Origin of the sequence: Fluviicola sp., from assembly GCF_029266855.1 — a bacterium.
In the GTDB taxonomy this organism is placed as follows: domain Bacteria; phylum Bacteroidota; class Bacteroidia; order Flavobacteriales_D; family Crocinitomicaceae; genus Fluviicola.
The window spans coordinates 21,961-47,637 of record NZ_JAQSWB010000009.1; the positions used below are offsets into that span (position 1 = coordinate 21,961).

At 40.3% G+C, this 25,677-nt stretch carries 28 protein-coding genes and 1 tRNA gene; 22 read left to right on the forward strand and 7 right to left on the reverse strand.

Annotated elements, in window-relative coordinates; translation table 11 throughout:
- Positions 1–223: 223 nt before the first annotated feature.
- Together bshC and K0S23_RS16210 are read right to left on the reverse strand one after the other, a co-directional pair.
- Positions 224–1,810, reverse strand: a complete 1,587-nt coding sequence (bshC, locus tag K0S23_RS16205; protein WP_300359622.1) for a bacillithiol biosynthesis cysteine-adding enzyme BshC — start codon at positions 1,808–1,810, stop codon at positions 224–226.
- 9 nt (positions 1,811–1,819) lie between these two features.
- A complete protein-coding gene (locus K0S23_RS16210) occupies positions 1,820–1,981 on the reverse strand; it encodes a hypothetical protein (protein WP_300359625.1) in 162 nt (53 codons plus the stop codon).
- Between the two features lie 135 nt (positions 1,982–2,116).
- On the opposite strand from K0S23_RS16210, the gene K0S23_RS16215 reads away from it, so the two are divergent.
- Positions 2,117–2,569, forward strand: a complete 453-nt coding sequence (locus K0S23_RS16215; protein ID WP_300359627.1) for a peptidylprolyl isomerase — start codon at positions 2,117–2,119, stop codon at positions 2,567–2,569.
- A gap of 64 nt (positions 2,570–2,633) precedes the next feature.
- Here K0S23_RS16215 and K0S23_RS16220 read toward each other — a convergent pair whose 3' ends face one another.
- Together K0S23_RS16220 and K0S23_RS16225 are read right to left on the reverse strand one after the other, a co-directional pair.
- Positions 2,634–3,074 carry a DUF1573 domain-containing protein gene (locus K0S23_RS16220; RefSeq protein WP_300359629.1) on the reverse strand — a complete coding sequence of 147 codons (441 nt, stop codon included), beginning with the start codon at positions 3,072–3,074 and terminating at the stop codon, positions 2,634–2,636.
- A 470-nt stretch (positions 3,075–3,544) separates the two neighbouring features.
- On the reverse strand, positions 3,545–4,153 hold the full coding sequence (locus tag K0S23_RS16225) for an NUDIX domain-containing protein (protein ID WP_300359632.1): 609 nt from the start codon (positions 4,151–4,153) through the stop codon (positions 3,545–3,547).
- Between the two features lie 7 nt (positions 4,154–4,160).
- Here K0S23_RS16225 and pyrE point away from each other — a divergent pair, with 7 nt between their 5' ends.
- Together pyrE and K0S23_RS16235 are read left to right on the forward strand one after the other, a co-directional pair.
- Positions 4,161–4,802, forward strand: a complete 642-nt coding sequence (pyrE, locus tag K0S23_RS16230) for an orotate phosphoribosyltransferase (RefSeq protein WP_300359635.1) — start codon at positions 4,161–4,163, stop codon at positions 4,800–4,802.
- Positions 4,803–4,806: 4 nt separating this feature from the next.
- Positions 4,807–5,208, forward strand: a complete 402-nt coding sequence (locus K0S23_RS16235; RefSeq protein ID WP_300359638.1) for a hypothetical protein — start codon at positions 4,807–4,809, stop codon at positions 5,206–5,208.
- A 74-nt stretch (positions 5,209–5,282) separates the two neighbouring features.
- Here the strand turns inward: K0S23_RS16235 and K0S23_RS16240 are convergent, their stop codons facing one another.
- Complete coding sequence (locus K0S23_RS16240) at positions 5,283–6,044, reverse strand: biotin--[acetyl-CoA-carboxylase] ligase (RefSeq protein ID WP_300359641.1); 762 nt, start codon at positions 6,042–6,044, stop codon at positions 5,283–5,285.
- Between the two features lie 81 nt (positions 6,045–6,125).
- On the opposite strand from K0S23_RS16240, the gene rsfS reads away from it, so the two are divergent.
- The 5 genes from rsfS to K0S23_RS16265 are packed head-to-tail and all read left to right on the forward strand — an operon-like array spanning position 6,126 to position 10,473.
- Positions 6,126–6,503: a ribosome silencing factor gene (gene rsfS, locus K0S23_RS16245; protein ID WP_300359644.1), complete on the forward strand. Its 378-nt coding sequence runs from the start codon at positions 6,126–6,128 to the stop codon at positions 6,501–6,503.
- A 6-nt stretch (positions 6,504–6,509) separates the two neighbouring features.
- Entirely contained in the window at positions 6,510–8,618 is a 2,109-nt protein-coding gene (gene ftsH / locus K0S23_RS16250) for an ATP-dependent zinc metalloprotease FtsH (RefSeq protein WP_300359646.1), read from the forward strand.
- A gap of 55 nt (positions 8,619–8,673) precedes the next feature.
- Positions 8,674–9,558, forward strand: a complete 885-nt coding sequence (locus K0S23_RS16255; protein ID WP_300359648.1) for a phosphatidate cytidylyltransferase — start codon at positions 8,674–8,676, stop codon at positions 9,556–9,558.
- 9 nt (positions 9,559–9,567) lie between these two features.
- A complete protein-coding gene (locus K0S23_RS16260) occupies positions 9,568–10,230 on the forward strand; it encodes a phosphatidylserine decarboxylase family protein (RefSeq protein ID WP_300359650.1) in 663 nt (220 codons plus the stop codon).
- 39 nt (positions 10,231–10,269) lie between these two features.
- Complete coding sequence (locus K0S23_RS16265) at positions 10,270–10,473, forward strand: hypothetical protein (protein WP_300359652.1); 204 nt, start codon at positions 10,270–10,272, stop codon at positions 10,471–10,473.
- Positions 10,474–10,551: 78 nt separating this feature from the next.
- Here the strand turns inward: K0S23_RS16265 and K0S23_RS16270 are convergent, their stop codons facing one another.
- Together K0S23_RS16270 and K0S23_RS16275 are read right to left on the reverse strand one after the other, a co-directional pair.
- Positions 10,552–10,983 carry a DUF2147 domain-containing protein gene (locus K0S23_RS16270; protein WP_300359655.1) on the reverse strand — a complete coding sequence of 144 codons (432 nt, stop codon included), beginning with the start codon at positions 10,981–10,983 and terminating at the stop codon, positions 10,552–10,554.
- Between the two features lie 139 nt (positions 10,984–11,122).
- Positions 11,123–11,701, reverse strand: a complete 579-nt coding sequence (locus K0S23_RS16275; protein WP_300359657.1) for an aminodeoxychorismate/anthranilate synthase component II — start codon at positions 11,699–11,701, stop codon at positions 11,123–11,125.
- 36 nt (positions 11,702–11,737) lie between these two features.
- On the opposite strand from K0S23_RS16275, the gene K0S23_RS16280 reads away from it, so the two are divergent.
- From K0S23_RS16280 to K0S23_RS16345, 14 genes are all read left to right on the forward strand, one after another.
- Positions 11,738–12,115: a Rid family detoxifying hydrolase gene (locus K0S23_RS16280; protein WP_300359659.1), complete on the forward strand. Its 378-nt coding sequence runs from the start codon at positions 11,738–11,740 to the stop codon at positions 12,113–12,115.
- Between the two features lie 21 nt (positions 12,116–12,136).
- Positions 12,137–14,089: a glycosyltransferase gene (locus K0S23_RS16285; protein ID WP_300359662.1), complete on the forward strand. Its 1,953-nt coding sequence runs from the start codon at positions 12,137–12,139 to the stop codon at positions 14,087–14,089.
- Positions 14,090–14,161: 72 nt separating this feature from the next.
- Positions 14,162–15,520 (forward strand): dihydrolipoamide acetyltransferase family protein, encoded by a 1,359-nt coding sequence (locus tag K0S23_RS16290; protein ID WP_300359664.1) that lies wholly within the window; start codon positions 14,162–14,164, stop codon positions 15,518–15,520.
- 89 nt (positions 15,521–15,609) lie between these two features.
- Positions 15,610–17,949 carry an OmpA family protein gene (locus K0S23_RS16295; protein WP_300359666.1) on the forward strand — a complete coding sequence of 780 codons (2,340 nt, stop codon included), beginning with the start codon at positions 15,610–15,612 and terminating at the stop codon, positions 17,947–17,949.
- A gap of 209 nt (positions 17,950–18,158) precedes the next feature.
- Entirely contained in the window at positions 18,159–19,013 is an 855-nt protein-coding gene (locus K0S23_RS16300; RefSeq protein ID WP_300359668.1) for a 3'-5' exonuclease, read from the forward strand.
- Positions 19,014–19,093: 80 nt separating this feature from the next.
- Complete coding sequence (locus K0S23_RS16305; RefSeq protein WP_300359670.1) at positions 19,094–19,705, forward strand: fumarylacetoacetate hydrolase family protein; 612 nt, start codon at positions 19,094–19,096, stop codon at positions 19,703–19,705.
- A 5-nt stretch (positions 19,706–19,710) separates the two neighbouring features.
- On the forward strand, positions 19,711–20,583 hold the full coding sequence (locus tag K0S23_RS16310; protein ID WP_300359673.1) for a hypothetical protein: 873 nt from the start codon (positions 19,711–19,713) through the stop codon (positions 20,581–20,583).
- Between the two features lie 122 nt (positions 20,584–20,705).
- A tRNA-Leu gene (locus K0S23_RS16315) sits at positions 20,706–20,788 on the forward strand.
- 205 nt (positions 20,789–20,993) lie between these two features.
- Entirely contained in the window at positions 20,994–21,347 is a 354-nt protein-coding gene (locus K0S23_RS16320; RefSeq protein ID WP_300359676.1) for a four helix bundle protein, read from the forward strand.
- A gap of 118 nt (positions 21,348–21,465) precedes the next feature.
- Positions 21,466–21,996, forward strand: a complete 531-nt coding sequence (locus tag K0S23_RS16325; protein ID WP_300359679.1) for a hypothetical protein — start codon at positions 21,466–21,468, stop codon at positions 21,994–21,996.
- A gap of 367 nt (positions 21,997–22,363) precedes the next feature.
- On the forward strand, positions 22,364–23,287 hold the full coding sequence (locus K0S23_RS16330) for a T9SS type A sorting domain-containing protein (protein ID WP_300359681.1): 924 nt from the start codon (positions 22,364–22,366) through the stop codon (positions 23,285–23,287).
- 121 nt (positions 23,288–23,408) lie between these two features.
- On the forward strand, positions 23,409–23,858 hold the full coding sequence (locus tag K0S23_RS16335; RefSeq protein WP_300359684.1) for a hypothetical protein: 450 nt from the start codon (positions 23,409–23,411) through the stop codon (positions 23,856–23,858).
- Between the two features lie 315 nt (positions 23,859–24,173).
- Complete coding sequence (locus tag K0S23_RS16340) at positions 24,174–24,368, forward strand: hypothetical protein (protein ID WP_300359687.1); 195 nt, start codon at positions 24,174–24,176, stop codon at positions 24,366–24,368.
- Between the two features lie 280 nt (positions 24,369–24,648).
- A complete protein-coding gene (locus K0S23_RS16345; RefSeq protein ID WP_300359690.1) occupies positions 24,649–25,656 on the forward strand; it encodes a hypothetical protein in 1,008 nt (335 codons plus the stop codon).
- Positions 25,657–25,677: the final 21 nt, after the last annotated feature.

Genomic DNA, 25,677 nt, shown 5'->3' on the forward strand with positions numbered 1-25,677 from the left:
AATTAGTGTAAATGTTTCTATTTCGTTGGCACAAGCAAGCGTTTTTTATTATTTCTCGCAGAAAGAACTTTTTTTCAAGTTTCCCACAGACGAGCACGGAAGTACACAGAAGAAATTCTTTAGTTTCAAAAGGCTTCTGAAATGATCCAAAAAGAGTTTGTGAAAACACAATACTAAAAACCTCCGTGTCCTCAGCGTACCTCCGTGGGAGATAACCCCAAGATCAACCTTTTACCAAATCAATCACTATCAATTCCCTTTCAAAAGGATCAATTTCCCGGTGAATCTGGTTTAAAAGTTCTTTATAAGCCCCGCTTGGTGCAAATTGCAGCCAATGAAAATATCGTTCCTGCAGCGTGTTTTCAGGTATAATGCGCTCCGAAATAAAATCAATGGATTGAAGTACTTGTTCATGACGCTGCTTCAATTGTTTGACCAAACGCTGTTCAAATGATTCCAGTTGTTTTTTGATGCGAACAGTTTCTGCTTCCGCAAAAGATTCGAGAGTGGCTTCAATCGATTTGGCTTTTTCTATCATCGTCGAACGCAAAGCATTGAATTCAGAATAAAGTACGGAAAGATCCAGATCATCTCCTTCATTTTCTATTAGAAACAGCTTCTTCAATTCTTCTTTTGATTCAAAATAACGTTCATTTGGCCAGTTCAATTTATCCATCCGTTTCTTCAATGCGCCATCCATCAATTGAATGGAAATGCGCTGCTGAATTAATGGGAACAGAGTATTATGCACATCAAAAACACCTTTCAACTGGATCCAGTAAGCCATTTCGCCACCACCTCCTACGTAAACCAGGTTCGGCAGAATAGTTTCCTGGTAAACCGGGCGTAAAATCACATTGGGAGAAAAATTCTCCGGTTCTGATTCCACTAAGTTGTTTAATTCTTCCTTAGTGTAAATTTTACCGTCAATTGCCAAACCGTTTTCAACCGGCTCAATGCGCAAACGCTCACCGGCTTTCAGGTAAAATAAGTTGCAATCCCGTGACTGTGCCTGTGCTTTAAATCCGGAAGTTTCAATCAGTTTATTCGTATCCAAAACTGCATGGTGTGCCGAAGGACTTGCCATTTCCCGCAAGATTACTGGAATAAACTCACGCTTTAATTCGCGGTTATCAGGCTGAAGTACCAGCACTCCAAAGTCAGCAAACAGTTTACTGATAAATTCCTGTAAATACGAAGCATAATCCGTTTTCTCCGGAATAGCGATCAGGTTGGAAATCTCCGTTTCTTTTCCTTCAAAAAAAGTCTTGAACTGTGACAAAATTTCCTGGAAATCATTCATATTGAAGCGACCCACAGGACCGGTCTGACTAGATTCCCACGTTAGCTTTTGACTGAACAAATGCGTCGATTTCACTTCATCAAAATCATGATCTTCGGAAGCCATCCAAAAAACAGGAACCGCTTTAAATTCATTCTGAGCTTTGTTAAATTCTTCAGCCAAACGGACCACATGCAGTACTTTATAGATCAAATAAAGCGGTCCGGCAAAAAGGGTAAGCTGATGGCCCGTCGTAATAGTGAACGTGTTTTCGTCCTCCAGTAATTTCAGGTTTTCCAACTGACTTTGCGACGCAAAAGAACTGATCTGCCTATTCCAGGCCTGTAGCAGGTTCTGTCTTGTTGAAGAAGAATAAACTTCCTTCTTTTTTTGTGCCTGAAGCTGAAGATCCGAAATGGAATTCAATGGTGTTGTAAGAAATTGCCCGAATGTTGATTGATTCCCGAAAGCATGGGAAAAAGATGAAAACTGTTTGATTTTATCTCGAGCGATTGTTGTATGACTCATGAAACAAAGTTACACATCATTTCCACTTGTAGAAATTACCATGGAAGGCAATTTGTTAAAAATAGGAAAAATGAAATCTGTAGGTTTCCAATAATCTTCTTTTCCTCCCTCTCTATCTCCCTCTAAAGGGAGAGGTTTTAATCCTACTTCTATCGGACCAAAATTCGGCATTCGTATCCGGATAACTATCGGGATGTTATCCTACCTATCCCAAATCACTTCCGCATTAACATTTGTCGTGATTTGGTCTTTCCGCCGCGGCGGACTATCGCTTTTTCTTATCTTTGCACTTAAAATTTAAGAAAAATGGAAGCTATCATTCGCACTGAAAAGGGAGATATGCGTGTAACCTTCTTCCAGGAAGATGCACCGAAAACAGTTGCTAACTTTGTCAAGTTGGCCAAAGAAGGATTTTACGACGGGTTAACATTTCACCGTGTTTTACCGGATTTTGTTATCCAGGGAGGATGTCCGAATTCACGTGAAGGAGCCAAAGGAATGCCGGGAACGGGCGGACCAGGTTACAGTATCGATTGTGAATTAACGGGTGGAAACCAGTTTCATGACCGCGGAGTTCTTTCTATGGCTCACTCAGGAAGAAATACCGGAGGATCTCAATTCTTTATTTGTCACAGCAGAAACAGAACATCACATTTAGATCGCCAGCATACTTGTTTTGGAAAAGTACTTGATGGTTTGGATATCGTTGACGACATCAGAGAGGGCGACCGTATTCTTGCAATAGAAATTCAAGATTAAAATAAACCAGGCAAAAAAAGAGGGGTGGAAAAATTTCCACCCCTCTTTTTTAATATAAAGATTCTTAGTTTGCAGTTCCTTCAGTAGTTTCCTGAGGCAATACTTTACCGGTAATTGTTAAGATAATCGGCTCCGTAGAAGCATTTGTTGTTACAGTAATTGTTTTGGTAAACTGACCAACACGCTTCGTATCGTAATTCACAACAATCTTAGACGATTTTCCTTTTGCAATCGGTTCAGTTGGCTTTTCAGCAGCTGTACACCCACAAGAGGTCTGAACATTTGTGATGATCAAAGGAGTTTTCCCCGTGTTTTTGAATTCAAAAATGAAAGGTTCTTTAGAATCATACTTGATTTCTGCTCTTTCTATTTTAAGCGTTTTAAAAGTGATCGGTGACTTGGTTGTAGTCTTCACTTCTTTTTTAGCCTTATCTTTTTTCTCTGCTGTTTGCGCAAATGTTCCAAATGAGATCAATGAAACCGCAAGAATTGCTATTACTTTCATGTGTTTTAGTTTTAACTGTACAAGAATACGAACTCTTTTCTTAATGGTTGTTTAATTAACAAAAAATTAGCCAAATTTCTAATTGCTTCCGATAGCTATCAGAATACGAATCCCAAGCTGTGCAACTTATCTGATTTTTACATTTGTGAGAAATGATATCATGGAGTAAAGCGGATACAGTTTGATCCATTCATACAATTCAGCTTTGCTATTTTGCAATTTATTAGCACCCACTTATTAATTAAAAAAACTGAGTATGCAGGGGTAATTCCATACTTAAAATTGATTCAGAAATTTGTTAGATCCTTAACAGTTCCATACTTCCTTCATACTATATCCATACTTGATCCATACTACACCCGTACTTCACCCCTATTTCACCTTCCTGTTTCCACACCTTAAGGGACAAATTCCTTCAACAAAAGATGTTTTAAGGTGTCACACTTTTGTAAACACATTCGTAAATTATTTCACCAATCTTTTGCCATATCCAGCACTTCCCGGATCGAATCATAGGTATTGTTCCGGATCATTTCCCATTCCTCTTTTTCAATCCATACTGCTTGGGTTATTGACTCTTCTTCCTGCGGAAACAAATCCATCGGACCGGAATAATTCAATGCGTACCACCAATTCTTTTTAATAGTTGCTCTTCCCATATAGGAATAGGTATGAAACGTAATTCCCAGTAAATGGTCAATTACCGGTCCTTTAATACCACATTCCTCCTCAATTTCCCTCACTGCAGCTTCCCAGGGTTGCTCATTTGCATCCAATTTTCCCTTTGGGATATCCCATACGCCATGTCGTTCAATAAATAAATACCGCCGATCACACTTTACTATCCCTCCGGCAGCATCCATAAACTCGTATGCATGAAAAACCTGATTGAATGCCATTTCAAAATCCTCGTAAACTACTAGTATACAAACTTCTGAAGCGGGAAAATCAAACTGATCCAAAAGCTTTGACAAATCATTTTCCAAAGAATTCAGAACCAAATTATACTCTTTTGAAGGTCTTTCTTCCGAAGAATCCAAAAATTCTATAACCGAATTATCAATAAAAACTTTGTACATTTGTAACATGATTTTAAATAAAGATCGAGCACTAAAAGTAGCTGAATTTTTGCTACAAATTAAAGCAGTAAAGTTACAACCAAATTCTCCATTTACATGGGCTTCCGGTTGGAAATCGCCTATATATTGTGATAACAGAATCACACTTTCGTTTCCGGCAATCAGAACATATATTCGCCAGGGATATGCGGAAGCAATTCTGGAACATTTCGGAAAGCCGGACATCATTGCTGGTGTTGCAACCGGTGGAATTGCCCAGGGAGCATTAGTGGCACAAGAGCTGGGAATTCCTTTTATCTATGTTCGCAGTTCTGCAAAAGGGCACGGTATGGGGAATATGATCGAAGGTCATTTTGAAAAAGGACAGCGAATCGTTGTTATTGAGGATCTGATCTCTACCGGGGGAAGCAGTCTGCAGGCAGTTCATGCTTTAAGAGATGCCGGATTGGAGGTAAAAGGATTGGTAGCAATCTTTACTTACGGTTTTGATCTTTCGATAAAGAATTTTGCCAATGCGGAATGTCCGTTTGTAACACTTACAGATTATGATCATTTGATCGATCAGGCACTGAAATCGGATTACGTTACTGATTCAGATGTGAACTCCTTACGCGAATGGAAGATCAATCCTGAAAACTGGAAAAACTAAAACCATGTTATTAAAGACTGAATCTTCACATGTCAACGCTTCGGCAGAGCGCGTATTTGAATTTCTTTCGGATGCAAAAAACATCGAACATTTACTACCGAAAGATAAGATCTCTGATTTTCAGTCGGATGAAAACGGCTGTTCGTTTAAGGCCCAGGGAGGAATTGTCATTCCATTGATCTATGTCTCGAAGGAACCGAATACCAAAATTTTGATGGAATCGGGTGATAAAGCACCTTTCAGCTATACCTTATCGATCATTCTTAAAGAAACCAGCGACGCAAGTTGTGAAGGTCATATTGAATTCGAAGCAAACATAAATATGTTTATGAAAATGATGGTGGAAAAACCATTGAGCAATCTTTTCGGAGTGATGACTAAAAATTTGCAGAAACAATTTGAATAATTACGAATTATTAGATCATTTATTATTCTATCAATATTCAAACTAACTCGGAATAGGAATTATTCGTAATCATCCTACATTTTCAACTTCTCCGAAGCGTAATTTGCTTCAAAATTTAATTCCTGGTTGTGGTAAATAGTGATTACTCCCTCCTTTTCAACCAATAGATTTCCAATCAGGTCTACTCCACGGATAATTCCGGTGAAAGGAACAGGATTTTGGCGTTCCTCGAGGATGATTTCCTCATCTTTCTTCCACAGAAAAGATTCATAAGTGCTTTTCAGGTAATCAAAATCACTTTGCCTGACATACTGATAGAATTTGTTCATGTTTTCAGTTAAAACATCCAAAACGTCCAGGACATCCGGTGATTTCCCTGAAATTTCTTCCAGGGATGTAGCATAGACCACACTCTGAACCGGTGAAAGATTTATTCCAATTCCGATGATCGCTCCTTCTACCCTGCCATTTTTCCAATTCGTTTCGATCAGAATTCCCGCAATTTTTTGATTATCAATGAAAATATCATTCGGCCATTTAATGGTTACGTTTTTGCGTGTAAAGGATTGAATCATCCCGCGAACCGCAAGTGCAATGCCCATATTTAAATAACACAAGTGGTCGACTGACAAAAAATCAGTTTTCAAAAAATAGCTCCCGGTAAACTGTTTAGAGCCTACAGACTGCCAATTTCTACCTCTTTGTCCTCTTCCCGCCGTCTGATGCTCTGCCAAAATTACAGTCCCATGCGCCAATTTACCCTCTGAAAGTAACTTGGCAGCATAATTGTTGGTAGAGTCTACCTCATGTAATTGGATAATTTGTTGACCAATCATGTTTTATTAACAAGTATTTGCATTTAACAATCACACAAATCAAGCTAATAAATGCTTAGATTTGTACTTACAAATTTACGAATGTATAAATTAAAAAACGACATAGATTCTAAAGTACTTTGCGACGCTATCGTTGAAGGTATGCAAGAAAACAAAGCGAGAGACATCGTTGTATTAGACCTACGAAACATTTCAAGTGCAGTTACAGACTTTTTTGTCATTTGCTCCGGTGAGTCAAGTGTGCAAGTGGATGGTATTGCTTCTACAGTGGCAAGACATACACGAAAAGAGTTGCAGGAAAAACCATGGCACCAGGAAGGTAAAACAACTTCCGAGTGGGTTTTACTGGATTATGTAAGCGTAGTAGCTCATATTTTCTACAAGGATGCACGACATTTTTATGAATTGGAAGATTTATGGTCAGATGCACTCAGAACTGACATTCCAAATTTGAATTAATCTATTATGGCTGAAAATAACAATTCAAACAAACCGAAGAAGAACCCCTACGCAATTTATTGGATTTACGCAGTAATTGTCCTGGGAATCATTTTTGCGGCTTATTACAACAATTCTTCGGATCCAAAATTGCGGAATATCAATACATTCTACGCCTTAGCAGATTCAAGTATGATTGCCAACGCGCAGATCGTAAACCGTTCAAGAGTAGATTTCAAACTGAATGAAGCAGGCGAAAAATTTGTCAAAGCAAATCCAAAGGGGGAATTTAAGTACCTGAAAACTGCATTGGAAAAGAAAGGAACTCCTCTCTCTAGTAAGAGTGCCCCTGTTTTTTCCATAGATATAGTAGATGCAGGAAACTTTGAAACGAAGCTGGATCAAATCAATGAGCGTCTGGTTGCTAAGGGAAAGGCTGCTATATCAGCTCCTCCGGTTGAAGAAGTAAATTACTTCAGTTCCATTTTGGGATTCCTTTTACCAATTATCATCATTATCCTGATTTGGGTTTTCGTAATGCGAAGAATGTCGGGCGGAGGCGGTGGTGCCGGAGGCCAGATCTTCAATATCGGTAAATCAAGAGCCCAGGTTTATGAAAAAGGAAAATCTACCAACATTACATTTAAGGATGTTGCCGGTTTAGAAGGAGCAAAAGAAGAGATCCAAGAAATCGTTGAGTTCCTGAGAAGTCCGCAGCGCTATACTGAACTGGGTGCTAAAATTCCGAAAGGAGCTTTACTTGTAGGTCCTCCGGGAACCGGTAAAACCTTATTGGCAAAAGCAGTAGCAGGAGAAGCAAAGGTTCCGTTCTTCTCACTTTCAGGTTCTGATTTCGTTGAAATGTTTGTTGGAGTCGGGGCATCACGGGTTCGTGACTTATTCCGCCAGGCAAAAGAAAAGGCACCTGCAATTATTTTCATTGATGAGATCGATGCAATAGGTCGTGCAAGAGGTAAAAACAATGGTTTCAACTCAAATGACGAGCGCGAAAACACCCTGAACCAGCTATTAACTGAGATGGATGGTTTCGGAACGAACTCCGGTGTAATTATTCTTGCGGCAACAAACCGTGCAGATGTACTGGATGCAGCCCTGATGCGTGCAGGTCGTTTTGACCGCCAAATCTATGTTGACATGCCGGATCTGAACGAACGTAAAGAGATTTTCCAGGTTCATTTAAAACCTTTGAAACTGGATAAGAACATGGATATTGATTTCCTGAGCAAACAAACACCAGGTTTCTCCGGAGCAGATATCGCAAACTTATGTAATGAGGCAGCTTTAATTGCTGCACGCAAAAACAAAAAGTTTGTAGAAAAACAAGATTTCCTTGATGCAGTCGACCGTATTATCGGTGGACTTGAAAAGAAAAATAAAATTATTACAAAAGGAGAAAAGCGTGCGATCGCTTTCCATGAAGCCGGTCACGCGACTACTTCCTGGTTGTTGGAACATGCGCATCCTTTGGTAAAAGTGACTATCGTACCTCGCGGCCGTTCATTAGGAGCTGCATGGTATTTACCAGAAGAAAGAAGTATCACTACCACGGAACAAATATTAGATGATATGTGTTCGGCATTGGGTGGTCGTGCAGCAGAGCAATTGATCTTCGGAAAAATCTCTACCGGCGCCTTGAGTGATCTGGAAAAAGTAACCAAACAAGCTTATGCCATGGTCTCAATCTACGGATTGAATGACCGTGTCGGGAATATTTCATTCTACGATTCACAAGGTCGTGATTCATTTACAAAACCTTATTCCGAAGATACTGCACGTATTATTGACGAAGAAGTAAGTAAACTGATCGAATCCCAATATCAGCGTGCATTGTCAATCTTGTCGGAGAACAAAGATAAGTTGGGCTTGCTGGCAGATAAACTATTGGAAAAAGAAGTTATTTTCAAAGAGGATTTGGAAGAAATTTTTGGGAAACGCTTATGGATTTCGGAAGAAGAAGAAAGCAGAGCAGTGAATACACCTCCGAATGAGGATTCAACTCCGCTTGATTTCAATTCGGAAGAGACACCAAGCAATGATACCGAACCGAATTCGGATTCAAACAAGATCAATCCAAGCATTGAACCCTTGGATAACTCGAATAAATCGGAAGCGTAGTATAAATTTAATAAGCCTCCCGCGGGAATAAAACCCTGCGGGAGTGTTTTTTTTGATGAAAGATGTATTGATACGCTCCGTTTTCGGGGCTTTATTTTTGATGGTTGTTTTCACTCCTTTCGTATATGATGTGCGAAACGGCGGGAACATCATGAACATGGTATTTTACGTATTTACCATGCTCGGAACCCATGAACTGTTCGAAATGAGCAAGAAGAGTTCCTTCAAAAACAACCTCAAGGCACCAGCCTTATTATTAGTAACAGCATTATTTATGCCTCTGCTGATCCAAACCGCATCCCAGTTTTTCCCTTTGCTGTATAATCCCGTTTGGGATTTCATTCTGCAAACACCCCTCATTTTTGTCCTGTGGGGAATTTTAATTCTCAGCATCCTGGTAATGAGTTACTGGATCTTCAAAAGAGAAAAGATCGACTTTGTTTTCAAGAACACCTTTCTATTCAATTTCTTCTATCCGCTTTTACCGATGTGGATTTTAGCCTGTGCTTACACATTCTCCAATGGCGAAACAAAGACCCTCTTATTAATCGTTCTATTACCGATTTACCTAAACGATACACTGGCTTATGTTTGCGGCCGTTTATTCGGTAAAACACCGTTAATCCCGAGTGTTTCTCCCAAGAAAACGCGTGAAGGATTTATCGGCGGATTAATTGGTGCGGCACTGGTAATGCTGGCCATTCTTTATTTCACAGACCAATTCACAAAAGCCAACGCACTTGCGATAGTAGGTGTATCCGTTCTAGCCAGTATTTTGGCAACTTTAGGCGACTTATTCGAGAGCAAATTAAAACGCTCTATTGCTATTAAAGATTCCGGAAATATTCTTCCGGGCCATGGTGGAATTCTGGACCGAATTGACGCGATGCTTTTCGTAGCTCCCGTTTTATATGTACTTTTGGCCCTAATTATCAGTTAACAAAAAAACATGACACTTCACAGAGAAGGAACAACTACAATTATTATTGCGGTTATTATTTTAGGATTGATCCAATGGGGGAATTACTGGTTATACACCATAACAGGCTGGCTTTGGTTATTCTTGTTATTATCTGCCGGAGCATTGGTAATGCTTTATTTGGTGGTCCAGTTCTTCAGAATCCCGAAACGCACATTTACCTTTACTGATACGGATATTTTATGTCCCGCAGACGGAAAAGTAGTTGTAATTGAAGAGGTTGAAGAAACAGAATACTTTAAAGACCGCCGCATCCAGGTTTCTATTTTCATGTCTCCATTGAATGTACATGCGAACTACTTCCCGATCAGCGGGTTGGTGAAATACGTCAAATACCACAAAGGATTATTTTTGGTTGCATGGCATCCGAAGAGTTCCACAGATAATGAACGAAGCACAGTAGTTGTTCAGCATTCATCGGGGCAGGAAGTTCTGTTCAGACAAATTGCCGGAGCTGTGGCGCGAAGAATCTGCTATTATGCGAAAGAAGGCCAAACTGCGGAAGCAGGACAGGAGTTCGGGTTTATTAAATTCGGTTCCCGTGTGGATATCCTTTTGCCGCTTGGCACGAAATTAGATGTTAAAATTGACCAGGATGTTAAAGCTAAGTTAACGAAGCTTGGCTCATTCTAATATTAATTGTATTTTTAGTGAAATTAAAAAATTGAATCCATGAAAAAAGCATTTGTTGCATTGACTTTATTAATGTTCGTAGGTTCTGTAAGTGCTACAGTTTACGCTGCTTCTAACAACACTTCAGTTTCTGTCGTTAAACATGACGATAAAAAAGAGAAAAGAAAAAAGAAAAGCAAAAAAGGTTCTTCTTGTGCTGGTGAAAAATCAGGAGGTACTTGTTGCCAAAAGAAAGCTGCTTAATACATTGAACAAAATTAAAAACCCCGTAGCAGAATTTATATTCACTACGGGGTTTTTTATATCCGATAATTTCCGGTCTTAGTCTGAACTTTTAACCCAGGTTTGAGTCCTGTAAAAAGGTCCGACATATCCTCTCACATGTAATTTAGTGAAGTCGTCACGATCGATCCAAATTGCGCAGTTATATACTTTCCCGTTTTCAGGATCTACGATCGTTCCATCTTCCCATTCTCCACCATCCCACTTCAATCCGCGCACGATCTGCAAACCAACCAAGGGCTGATCCTTGCGATCGTCCGTGCATTTCTTACACTTCGGATTGTCTTCTCTTCCTTCGCGCGGGTACAAATAGGTGATTTTCCCATAGAGTTTCTCATCCTTTTTGTAGAGTTCCACTTTAGACTTCTTCTTGCCTGTTTTGTCGTCAATTGTAACCCAGGTGCCAATGCATGATTGTGCCTTAGCAGCTACAAAAAACAACAGAAATAATGATGTGATGATCCATTTCATAGTTTCGAATTTTACCCCAATATACAACTTTTTGTTATGATTGCATAGGAAAGTAAAGCTTATCGACATTTGAGCTAGCAGGATTCAGAATTTTAGAATTCTAGTTTTAACGAACCAGTGTATTCAATTTTAGGTCACATTAAGTCCCTTGTACAATCTCCACGAAATTCCCGATCATCATCAGACCCTGCGGGGTCAAAATGCTTTCGGGGTGGAACTGGACGGCATAGATTTTTTTTGCCGGGATCTCCATCGACATCAATACTTCGCTTTCGGAATATGCTGTTGGAATAAACGGCGAATTCTCCTTCAATTTCACTGCCCAGGAATGGTATAAACCAACTTCAACTACCTCAGGAATTCCAGTGTAAAAAAGAGAATCCTTCACCACTAAGCGAATTTCTTCACTCAGGCCGTGTTTCACCATTTCCTGGTTGTACAAAGAATCTCCGGTATGGATAGCCAAAGCCTGCATTCCGAGGCAAACACCCAAGACCGGGATATTCTTTCTAACTGCTTCTGTTACAACTTCCATTAGCTTTCCGGCCTGAGGCGGCAGTCCGGGACCTGGAGAAAGAACCACAGCATCATAGTTTATAAGAGCAGACAGATCCACATCCAAATTTGTACAGACCTCTACTGCCACATCGCATTGTTCCAGATAATGAACAATGTTATAGGTAAAGGAATCGAAGTTATCTACTAATAAAAACCGCATGTGGGCCAAATTTACTAAACTTGCAAAAAAGAATCGATGAAAAAAGCAATTCAAATTCCAGGGGCTCCTGCTCCGATCGGGCCATATAGTCAGGCAATTGTCAGCGGAGATACGGTTTATGTCAGCGGACAGATTCCATTGAATCCATTTACAGGTGAATTGGAGGTAGGATCTATTGAAGAAGCCACCCATCGTATTCTGAAAAACATTGAAACATTATTGAAAGAGTGTGAAATGACACTTGGCAATATTGTAAAATGCAGCATTTTCATGACGGACTTAGGACAATTTTCCGAGATGAATGCCGTTTATGGCTCATACTTCCAGGATGTACCTCCGGCAAGGGAAACCGTACAAGTTTCCAAATTGCCAATGAACGTACCGATCGAAATATCCTGTATTGCCGTAAAATAACTTAAAAACACACTTGGTATTGTGACTCATTCCGCTCCAAAAATTGCTGTTATTATAGTCAACTATAACGTTGTCTTTTTCCTGGAGCAATGCCTGAATTCCGTTTCCGAAGCAATGAAACAGGAACCAGCAGAAGTATGGGTTGTCGATAATAATTCAGTGGATGGCTCCGTGGAAATGGTCCGCGAGAAGTTTCCCTGGGTGAATATCATTGCAAATAAGGATAATAAAGGGTTTTCCAAAGCGAATAACCAGGCGATGGAAATCTCCCAGTGTGATTACCAGTTGCTTTTAAATCCCGATACCGTTATTGAAGAAGACACTTTGTTCAAAGTTGTCAAATACATGGATGAACATCCGGAAGTTGGCGGATTAGGAGTTCGAATGGTGGACGGAAAAGGAGTTTTTCTGCCCGAATCCAAAAGAGGTTTGCCCACACCGGCCGTTGCTTTCTATAAGATTTTCGGGATCTCACGTATTTTCCCGAAATCAAGAATCTTTGGAAAATACCATTTAGGCTATTTATCCGAATTTGAAACCAACGAGATCGAGATCCTTTCAGGTGCATTCATGTTAATGAGAAAGGAAGCCCTTGATAAGGTCGGTTTGCTGGATGAAGAATTTTTCATGTACGGGGAAGACATTGATCTTTCCTACCGCATCATCAAAGGAGGATATAAAAATGTGTATTTCCCGGAGACCCGTATTATTCACTACAAAGGCGAAAGCACGAAAAAAAGTTCGGTAAACTACGTGTTTGTCTTTTACCGGGCAATGGTCATTTTTGCACGGAAACACTTTTCGCAAAAGAATGCCCGCCTGTTTTCATTCCTGATCAATTCGGCTATTTATTTCAGAGCCGGCCTGGCAATCGGAATGCGCTTCATCCGCAAGATCACACTTCCGGTCTTTGATACTTTGTACCTTTTACTCGGTTTATTTGCATTAACCAATTACTGGCAGCAAGCTCAAATCGATTTCCCGGAACAAACGACCAATATCCTAATCCTGTTCTATACATTTATCTGGATGACTTCAGTGGCCCTGCAAGGTGGTTACGATCAGCCTGTTACCTTCAAGAAGTTCATTTTCGGGGGAGCGATCGGAACCGCATTCATACTGATCTTGTATGCCCTGTTCCCGAAAGAATGGCAATTTTCCAGGCTTTTTATCCTGCTGGGAGCAGTTTGGATCATTTCCTACTACATTCTTTCAAGATGCATCCTTCATTTGGCGATCGGGAAACGATTCATCATTAATGGCCGCAAGCATGCTAATTTTGCTATTGTAGGTTCACAGGAAGAATTTGAACGCGTTTCGCACCTGCTTCATCAAACCCAGCCCAAGATTGCCCGGATCATCTCCGTTTCCATTGACGAAAATCATGGAAAAGACGCTTTGGGATCAATCAGTCAACTGGAGCAGATCGTACGGGTACACAACATTGATGAGCTGATCTTTTGTGCCAAAGATACCAGTGCGCGGGATATTATTCATTGGATGACCGCCATCCCGGATCTATCCGTAGATTACAAAATCGCGCAACCGGACAGCCAATACCTGATCGGCTCCAACTCGATCGAAACTGCGGGCGATTTGTATATCCTGGAAATCAATGCAATCAGTCAGCCAGCAAAAAGACGTCAAAAAAGATTGTTTGATTTTATCATTGGCCTGATCCTGTTCGCCTGTTCGCCTATCTTAATCTGGTTTTACAAAAATAAGTTCCAATTCTTAGGAAATAGTTTGAAACTGATCAGCGGAAGAAAAACAGTTGTATCATACACCGAACAAAGCAACTTAAGCAACAAGCAATTACCCAAAATAAAAAAGGGAATCCTCACTCCTACCGACCATTTAAGCGGATTGGATGAGAATCTGAAATCCAAACTGGATTTGCTGTATGCACGTGAATATTCAGTTTTCCGTGACATTCAGATATTATGGAAAGCGTGGAAAAAATTGGATCATTAAAAACCATTGATGAAAATCCTATTTTTTCCGTTATTTTTGTACGAAAATTAATCGAGAATTCTTAGTCGTTATATGGCACAAATTGAAATTCGTCTTCCAAAAATGGGAGAAAGCGTTACAGAAGCTACCATTACCAATTGGTTAAAAGAAGTTGGTGATACCGTAGCAATGGATGAACCTTTGGTAGAAGTTGCAACGGATAAAGTTGATAACGAATTACCATCAGAAGCTGCTGGAGTTTTGGTTCAAAAACTATTTGAAAAGGACCAGGTTGCTCAAGTTGGCGATGTAATTGCGATTATCTCTACAGACGGAGATGCTGCGCCGGTTGCACCAAAAGCTGAACCTGCTGCAACAGCGGCGGTTGCTGATACGGTAAGTCAGGCACAGGCAGTTGTTTCAAACGGAGGAGTTACTTTGGAAAAAAGCAGTGGAGACGGAAAATTCATTTCACCGCTTGTAAGAAGCATTGCACAAAAAGAAAATATTTCCATGTCGGAGATCGATGCGATCAGCGGAACAGGCATGGGCGGAAGAGTGACTAAAAAAGACATTCTTTCATACCTTGACACACGTGGGACCGGAGAAGCTGCACCAGCTGTTACCCAGGCAAAACCTGCTGTATCTGCACCGGCTGCATCCAACGGAGCCGCTCCAGCGGTTGTTTCAGGCGGATCTTCCTTCTTAAGCAATATCAAAGAACCGGTTGTGATGCCAATGGCCGGAGACGAGATCATCGAGATGGACCGTATGCGTAAGCTGATCGCTGAGCACATGGTGATGTCGAAACACGTTTCTCCACACGTTACTTCTTTTGTTGAAGCAGACGTTACGAACATCGTAAACTGGAGAAACAAAATGAAAAAGGAATTTGAAAAACGCGAAGGTGAAAACTTAACGTTCACTCCTATTTTCATGGAAGCTGTTGTGAAAGCAATTAAAGATTTCCCGATGATCAACGTTTCCTTATCCGGAAATCAGATCATCAAACGCAAGGATATCAATATCGGAATGGCAACTGCACTTCCTTCAGGAAACTTGATTGTTCCTGTAATTAAGCAGGCAGACCGTATGAACTTAACAGGAATTGCAAAATCGGTAAATGAATTGGCGAGAAACGCACGCGACAATAAATTGAAACCGGAAGATATTCAGGGCGGGACATATACCGTAACAAACGTAGGAACATTTGGAAACGTGATGGGAACTCCAATCATTAACCAACCTCAGGTTGCAATCCTTGCTTTGGGAGCAATCCGTAAGATGCCTGCAGTTATTGAAACTCCTGAGGGAGACTTTATCGGAATCCGTCACAAAATGTTCTTATCTCATTCATACGATCACCGCGTGGTTGATGGTTCATTGGGAGGTCAGTTTGTGCGCAGAGTCGCTGATTATTTAGAGCAATTCGATGTTAACCGCGAACTATGATGACACTAGTTGTAACTAAAAAATAAAATACACGTAAGACCCACCAACTTTAAACTGAAAGCGGTGGGTCTTTCTTAATTTATACTACAATGAGATTACTGAAATCTACTATTTTACTAACTCTCTTGTGTCCCTTTATATCCTTCGGGCAATATGACACAAAGCGCGTAATGGAACTGATCAATAACGGATCGGAATCCGAACTGGTAATGGAGAGTGCGATTATGATCCAGGAAGGCTATTTCTATCAAGCCGGGATGATCGTAGACAAATTACTCGAATTTCAACCTACCAGTTCCAATTATAACTACAGACGTGGATTCATTTACCTGGAAATGTCTACCGATTTCGTGAAAGCAACTCCTTACCTGGAAAGAGCAGTATTGAAAACGGACAAAAAGTATGATCCCTTCAATACCAAAGAAACAGCTGCTCCGATCGATGCTTATTTTGAAATGGGTAAATGTTATCACAGATCGGGAAATATTGACAAAGCTGAAGAGTTTTTCAATAAATTCCTGGCTGCATCCATTACGAAATCCAACAATGTATTTTTTGCGAAATTGTACCTGGAGCAATGTAAGGTCGCTCGTGCGGAAATGGCAAATCCCAAAAATGTTTATTTGAAAAACATGGGGAATTCTGTTAACACAACTAACCCTGAATTTTCGCCTGTCATTTCACTCGATGGTTCGGCATTGTATTATACCTCCAAAAGAAGATGGCCTACAGGAGCATCGGACAAAGGTCTGGACCCGAGAAACAACCAATACCCGGAAGACATTTATGTTTCATACCGCGATTTCGATTCCACCTGGATGGATCCGATCAAACTGGAATTTTGTGATTCGCTTCAAAACGAGGCAACTTTGGCTGTAAGCCCGGATGAGCGCCGTGTATATGTTTACCAGGATACCAAAGGAAACGGAGATATTTTCTACTCCGATTTCTCTACAAATAAATTCCAGGAAGTAACACATCTAGAGGACAAGAAAATCAACACCAACGATTGGGAGACACATGCAACCGTGACTCCTGACGGACAAAAAATGTACTTTGTATCTAACCGCAACGGCGGTATGGGAGGAAGAGACATTTACTACTGTACAAAACAAAAAGACGGCAGCTGGGGAACACCGGTGAATGCAGGACCAAATATCAACGGACCGATGGATGAGGAATCACCATTTGTTTCCATAGACAACAGCACGCTTTACTTTTCCAGCAACGGAAATAGAAGTATGGGTGACTTTGATATTTTCATGTCGACCAGTGACGGTAAAGGTCAATGGGGACCTTCAGTAAATTTAGGCTCTCCTATCAATTCAACCTGCGACGATATCTTCTACACAACTACCGTTGACGGTTTAACCGGATACATGACTTCCCTTCGTATTGACGGCAAAGGAGAAAAAGATATCTACGAGATCAAGAACAATTACCTGGGAGTTAAAAACATTGCTGTTTTAAACGGGAAGATCAGTGTAATCGGGAACAGACCGCTTCCTGAAGACGTATCTGTAACATTGAGATGTCTGAACTGCGACAATCCATATGACCGTAAATTATTCCCGCGTCTGCGCGACGGAGTATTCATGAACTCACTGGAGCCGTGTAAAGAGTACGACCTTACTTTCTCTTATGAAAAAGACGGTAAGAAAAACTTCTACAGCGAGAAATTCAAAACAGAATGCAACAAGGAATATTCGGAAGTTTACCGCGAATTCTGGCTGGACCTGGACAAGCAAATGATGGTGAAACCTTACTATGTAGCCGGAACCATTACTGACAGCAAGACCAAAGAAAAATTGTCCGGCGTAACAATCAGCCTGACAGACAAGAAAACAGGAGACAAACTTTCCCGATCATTGACTAAGAACAACGGGGCTTACAAAACCGATACACTTGGCGGAATGAAGAAAGGTGATAACGTGGAGTTTGCTTTAACCTTGGAAAAAGAAGGATATCTTACCATGAGTTATGATGCTCCTGTGACCCTGGATGACAATTCCGAAATCCGTATCGATGGTGTATTGGTTAAGAATGAGGTAGGAACAGATATCGGTTTGAACGTGAACCCGATCTACTTCGACTACAACAGATGGGATATTCGCCCGGATGCAGCCAAAGAACTGGATAAGATCGTGAAAATCATGAAAGAGAATCCGGGGATTAAGATTGAATTGGGTTCTCACACGGATAGCCGTGGTAAAGATGAGTCCAACATCAAATTATCCGATCAGCGTGCGAAAGCTTCAGCCCGTTATATTGTTTCCAAAGGAATTTCTGCAAACAGAATTACAGGAAAAGGATATGGTGAAACGAAACTGAAAATATCTGAAGCTCAGATCGAAAGTATGCCAAGCAAAGAAGAAAAAGAAAAAGGACATCAGTTGAATCGTAGAACTGAGTTTATTATTGTGAAGTAAGAACTATATTTCATCTATGAAGGCCGGTTTGTCGCGAGACGGACCGGCTTTTTGCTTTAACAATTGAATGGAGAATTGAAAAGATTGGATTTACATCCTAAACTATCAGCGCTTGGTTTAAAAAAGTGCTTTTTCTTTTTCAATTTTACATTGTCAATTATCAAACTTCCACGCATTTTCCGCATCTTTGAAGTATAACTTTTAGTATTATGAATTTATCACTCACTCGAAATTTTGTTATGCTGGACCTGGAAACAACAGGATTGGATGTAGCAAAGGATCGGATTATTGAAATCGCTTTGATCAAAATTACTCCGGATGGAGAACAGAGTGAGTATTGCAGACGCGTCAACCCTACTATTCCGATCTCTGCAGAATCTGCACAAATTACAGGAATTACAGACGAGATGGTTGCCGGTGAACCTACTTTCGGACAATTGGCCGACGAGATCGCAGCATTTATCGGTGATGCAGATCTTGGTGGATACAATTCAAACAAGTTTGACATTCCTGTCCTGGCAGAAGAATTCCTTCGCATCAATCATTCCTTCAAGATCAACGAACGGAAATTTATCGATGTGCAGAATATCTTTCACAAGATGGAACAGCGAACCCTTGCGGCGGCTTATCAATTCTACTGCAAAGAACCCATGGAAAATGCACACAATGCCTTATATGATACCAAAGTTACTTTAGACGTTTTCAAAGCACAATTGGAGCGCTATCCCGACCTGGCTAAATCCATTCCCGAACTGGCAGATTTTTCGCGCCAGGGAAACCAGGAATGGCACGATTTCGCAGGAAGGCTTGCAAAAACAAAAGATGGCCAGGTATGTTACAACTTCGGCAAGCATAAAGGAAAAACAGTAGAAGAAGTTGCAGACTCGGAGCCCGGTTATTTCGGTTGGATGATGGACGCCGACTTCCCCCTATTCACCAAACAGTTGTTGCGCGAAGAAATGGAACGCATCAAGCAAAAACGCCGCGAGAAACGGGAAGGTGAAACTTCCAATCTGAGTATCGAAGATAAATTGGCGGCATTACAGAATAAGTTCAAAAAATAGAAACGTACACTTCGACTCCGCTCAGTGTCCTTTCAATAGAATTGGTGACTGAGCGGAGTCGAAGTCACCAATTATAAAGTATGAAAATCATTTGTATCGGGCGAAACTACGCTGATCACGCGAAGGAATTGAATAATCCGCTTCCGAGTGAGCCCGTTTTTTTTATGAAACCTGATACGGCATTGCTGCCCGCAGGAAACGATTTTTACATCCCCGACTTCACAAAAGATTTGCACTACGAATGCGAGATCGTTGTGAAGATCAAAAAAGTGGGAAAGAATATCCAGGAGAAATTTGCCAAAGATTATTACAGCGAAATCTCACTGGGAATCGATTTTACAGCACGCGATTTACAGGAACAATGCAAGGCGAAAAGTCTGCCATGGGAAAAAGCAAAGGCATTCGACAACAGTGCTCCCATGGGAACACATTTCGTTCCGGCGGACTCGCTAGACCTTAGCGACCTGCATTTCAGCTTAAAGAAGAACGGTGAAACAGTTCAGAAGGGCCATTCAGCCGACATGATCTTTTCGATTGACAAAATCATCGCATTTGTATCTCAATATGTGACACTGAAAACCGGCGACCTGATCTTTACCGGAACACCTGCCGGAGTTGGTCCGGTTGCAATCGGAGATCATTTGGAAGCGTTTATCGGGGAAGAGAAGATTTTGGACCTTAAAATTAAATAGGTAATATGAAAAACTTTTTATATCTGATATTACTATGTTCTGTTTTTAGTTGTAAGAAAGATGAGGACAAAATCAAAACAGATCTTGATAAAATGAATCTTACCGGTCCCGTGCGGATTGTTAAGTCCCATTCTTATTATGTGGAGAACAATAGAAAAACAGATGGTTTAATTAATATCCAGTTTTTTAATAAAAAAGGAATGCTTGTCAAATCTATTGAAAAGTATTTTTACTCACCTACCAAAAAGTGGCACATATCAACAAATATTTACAATCGAAAAGGAGACATTTCAAGACGATACTCAAACTTGGGAGCATTAACCGTTTTTCATAAGTATGAATACAATAAATATGGCTTGAAAACCCGGGAGCGTTTTGGAACTAAAAAATTTGGATTAACTCGATCAGTCGATTACAAATACAATCATAATAATCTGATAACAAAAGAAATACACAGAGAAGAGGACAAAACATACATCCGTACTTACAGTTATGATTCTAGAGATAATCCTGTTTGTCAAACAACATATCTGGATGGGAAAGAAGTAACTAAACATTATTGCAAATACGATCAGAATAACGATCTTATTTGGTCCCGTTATCAAAATAAAAATGGAGTTTGCACACGTTCACTAACGTTGAATAATCGAGGTGATGTTACCAAAGAGGAATCTTATGGTATTTCCTTTGAAGGCGAAGATTGGGTAGAATTCGATAACATTAATATGTTAGGTTTTTTAGTAAATCCCCAAAAATATAGTAGCAGATCAACATTCAAATACGACAAAAATAGTAATTGGCTATCGCGCAAATCTTTTTTTATGGGCAAAAAATCTCAAGAAGAAGTAAGAACAATTGCTTATTATGATATCGATTAAATAGCTCTTCTTTACTTCAAGAAAGCAGAAAAATAGTATATTCGCAAGCGCTTAGAACGCAATACCGCGCATGTGGTGGTCCGCCGCGGCGGATGGCAGACACGCAAAGTAAAAGTATAACTGCGCATGTGGTGAAATTGGTAGACACGCCATCTTGAGGGGGTGGTTTCCTATGGATGTGCTGGTTCGAGTCCAGTCATGCGCACAAAAAGAAAAAGCGAATCGCGTCAGCAGTTCGCTTTTTCTTTTTCCCTCTATACTCACACTCTCCCTCACACTTTCCTTTACTTTTTCTTTTTGTGCAGTAGTGAGTGTGGAGTTTTGAGTGTGAGGGGAATCTGGCTTCGTGCTGTTTCATTTCTCGTTTCAAATGCTTATATTCAAGTAAAGAATAACTTAAACCAATATTCATGTTTGATTTTGAAAAGCTGGATGTTTACCAGAAAGCCAAAGCATTTAACAAAGAGGTTTTAATGCTGATGAAAAACACTAAACCTATTGATATTGTTACGAAGAATCAGTTGCGAAGAGCCTCATTAAGCATCGTATTGAATATTGCAGAAGGTACAGGCCGTTTTAATAAAGCTGACAAACGACACTTTTACATTATGTCAAGGGGATCGGCCTTCGAATGTGTTGCCATCTTTGATGTGTTGAAAGATGAAACTATTTTGAATGAAGAAGAGTTCACCCAATTTTATGGAAAAGCAGATGAATTGTCGCGGATGTTGTTTCGGATGATTGGGAATTTGTCAAGCAATTAAGTCATACACTTAGAGAAAGAGGTGATGAAAATTATCTCCTTTTTTCATTTCATTAAGATGGACGAGAAGTTGATGTGAAAGCAATTACTTAATTTTATTCAAACAATGATTTAACCTTATGAATAAGTCCCTTCTCTATCCCATACTGTGCCTGTTGATCGGCGGTTGCACGCAAAATTCCAAACCTTCGAAAGAAGCTCCGGCGATTCAGTCTGTCCCGGACAATACTGTATCGTTCGAGAAAGTGGAAGCGCAATATGACACCTTGATCCCGCTCTTCGACGGACTATTTCTCACGTATGACGATGCAGATACATCGGCAGGTTTTTGGCAAATACACAGTGAGGATAAGAAATGGGGAGTAATAGACAGTGCCGGTCAGATCATTGTTCCATTCGTCTGCGATGGTGTTACCGCTACTGGAGAGCATACGGGAATTGCTTCTGTATTCGGAGGTGCCACCCCACTCAATACCGGAGTTCCCAGGTACAGGTATTCAGGAGTGTACTTCACTTTTACTAAAGACGGAAGTAACCATAAGAACGGTAAACCCTGGAGTCGCGTCATTACTCATATCGCCGACAGGCACAAAAATGAGTTCATTTTTACGCTCGGCCCAGCTTATTTCGTTCCGGAAGAAATAAATTAATATTGCCACTTCAAGATACAAACAGAACTGCAATCGCTATAATTTTTTGGTTCTACTTTTAGACTGAATTGCGCACACACGATAAGGGAGATAACGGAAGTTATCTCCTTTTTTCATTCTATAAGGACTGGACGAGAAGTTTATGCCGACAAGTTGAGCTGTAGCTCAACTTCGTCGGTAAGTCCAGTCGTGCGCAAAAAAAAGAATCGGGATTTTATGGTAGTAAGGTTCCGATTTTTTTTTCACTCCTCTCTCACCTTCTTCCAAATTCAATAATGCCATTGATTAATTGGTATTAACCAACTATTTTACAAGTACTATTTATCCGGTGTTTTATGTTATTATTGATTCATTAAAACTCCTGCTTATGAGACATCACCACACTTTATTTGTGTCCCGGATTTATTTGCGACTCATTATTACCGTTCTATTATCCTCTCCGTTTTCAGTTTCAGCGCAGGAAGAAACCGCCTTTCCTAATGATTATGGAGCCTGGCAGGTTGAATCTAGTTGGATAGAGATTGAACCCTTTGGTTATGTGTGGTTCTCACATCTGGACCAATTTGAAGCTCTTTCCTCTCCTGATTCAGATACGTTGATGTTATTGTTCGACAACGGAGCCTGGCTTGGAAATTGCTATTCTACAGCTGATAAAATGTATTTTAGCTTTGTGTCTAATGATAGACCTTTTAATTTTAATTTTCAAGCAGATACAGGTGTTTATTACCTGCTTTATGATTTTTCGCTTGAGGTTGGTGATACGGCATACACAGATGACCTCGGAGCTGGCCCTCCACATCCTGTCACTGTTGACAGCATCACGATGGAAGAGATTTACGGAGTCATGCTGAAACACTTCTACCTTTCAAATTCGGACATAATTGTTGAGAAGATAGGCAGTCTTCAGGGTTTATTTCGCCCCTATTCCCGTTCATTCGAAATAAATCAATATTTGTGTTCCTATTATGGCTTTTTTCTCACAGCAGGTCTCTCCACACAATATAGTTATAACATGGAAAACTGTCCATCAGGTCTAGGCCTGGAAACAAATGAAATGAATGCAGTAAATGCATATCCGAATCCCGCTAATGACAAACTGACTATTACTACCAAGCTTCCTGTATTGGAATATCACCTTTATTCGGCAGCAGGAACGGTTGTTGAAATACCAAATGTAATGCAGGAAAACAAACTGGAATTAGTCGTGTCCGGATTGCCTTCCGGTATTTATTTCCTCGAATTAAAAGACCGCAGTGGGAATTCAAAAATGTTACACTTTATACGAAATTAGTCCAGTTGTGGGGCACACGATAAGGAAGATAATGGAAGTTATTTCTTCTTTTTATTTCTGAGCAGATAAAGTAGTTTTTTAAATAAATTTTTCCTTTTTTAGCAGTCTTTAATAATCTCAAATGGATAATCATAATTTGCCAAAAACAGAAAAAGAGCTTGAAAATTGGATGAAAAACAATTGTTATAACTTCAATGGCTATTCAATAAACGGAAATTCCATTTTTGAAGGTTTCGGCATAAATAAGTTGGGCGGACTTTTCAGTTGGTATTACACTGAAAGAGGTAAAAAAAAAGATCTTAAATACTTTCAATCTGAAGAAGAAATTATTGCATATGCTTTTAACCAAATAAAGGGGGATAAGTGGGCAAAAACGAATTGTATTGGATTTACAACGAGGATAGAGGAGAAAGAAGAACTTGAAAGCATACTCAAAGAAAAACAAGTTGCCTTTTTTCAAGATGAAATCCCCTATTATGGAATTGAAAAACCAGTATATCGAACTTTTGTTTTGGGATGTGATATCAATAGCACAGAGTACCTAAAAGAAAAGTATTACAAAGAGAAATAACCCTCTAGTTATATTGTTTTTGAATTCGTTAAAAGTTAGCTTTTCCGGTTCGAACTTTGAACTGACTTGCGCACAAAAAGAAAAAGCGAATCGCGGCAGCAGTTCGCTTTTTCTTTTTCCCTCTATACTCACACTCTCCCTCACACTGAGTCGTAGCTATTCTTCGTCTTTTCTGTCTTGTGAGACAGAGCCTCAGTCTTCGCAAGCAGTGCTTGCTCTTCTTTTTGAGTAGTGAGTGTGGAGTTTTGAGTGTGAGGGGAAACATTATATCTTCGCAGACTAAAACAGTTCAACATGTCCTGGAATTACAGAATAATGAAACGGGAAATATATTCCGGCGAATTTGAATATTCAATTCACGAAGTTTATTACAATGATGAAGGTAATGTAATCAGCACTTCAAGCCCCCTGATTCCATCTTGTCCTTCACCCGAAGCTATATTGGAAGAATTTGAGATCATGAAGATTGCTTTCGAAAAGGAAATATTAATCTATCATCAAGAAGATTGAGATTTAAAATGGTTCTACTTTTAGTCCGAATTGCGCGCGCAAAAAAATAAGAGCATGATTCTATAACTTTGTGCACTGCTTAAATTTTGCCAAAATCCCGTCGGGAATTCTGATGGACAATTAATCAATAGTTCCGCTTGGAACCATGGTTAATATTAAGCACTAAAAGTCGAAACGTTTATATTTCATGTTAAAATATAATTAATTGTGAATATTTCAGCTTTAGTTGTAATAACATCTTTGTCTGGTTAATTTACAGTGAATTAAATAACCATTATTCATGAGATTAGTAAAACTAACAGTGGCCGCATTGTGCGTCGGAATGACGTTTGTGGCCTGCGAGAAAGACAAACTTTCCGCAAGAAGTAAAAAACCGGTATCCGCTACCGAAACAGAAAAAGCGGATGATCCAATCAGTAAGCTTTTCAGGAGTTACGTAGCCCAGAACACGGTGTCCGCCCAGTTCAATGCGTTGAATGGTGGAGAGCTTATCAATCCAGGTGGTAATGTTAGGGTCTCTATCGATGGGTCAGCGCTGACACGTCCGGATGGAACTCTTGAGACAGGACAGGTAACTATCAGTATGTTTGTTGCTGATGAGCTTTCGGACAATGCGCTTGGTGGCATGCCGACACAAAGTGCTTTTGGTTCGCAGCAAGACTTCGGTGGCGGAATCGTGACAGCCGGTTCGATGCGCATCGAGATGTTCAACGCACAGGGAGAAGCACTGCAAGCCCTGGACGGCGGTGTTGTGGTGAATGTTGCCACAAGCCAGTTTAATCCGGAAATGACACTCTGGATAGGTGAAGCTTCTGTCAACCAGCCACGTGATAATGTCTGGGTGAGTGTACCCGATCCTGTTACACCGGGAGCAAACGGGCAATCCTATAACTTCAATTGGAGTCGGAATGCTAATTACAACATCGACATGCGAAACCTGTGTCCTGGATTACAGTTAACTGATCACAAGGTGACTATTTCGGGATCAGCTGCTTTCAATCGCACGAATACGCAGATCTATGTTGTACTCGAACCTTGTACTCAGCAAGGGCAGAAAATCATTTTCAGCCTTGACATGTACAATGCGACACCAAGATGGTGGTTTGCCAATCCAAATGCAAAACTTCCGATAGGATACCAGGTAACTTACGTAGCTATTACAAGCTATAACAACCAGCTCTTTTACGGAAATGCCACGACCATTGTTACTCCAAACATGACAACGAACATCCCTGTTATGATGCCGACTACCATGGCTGCGCTGATGGCGTATTTGAATAGTTTGTAATCGAATTTCGAACTGACTTTA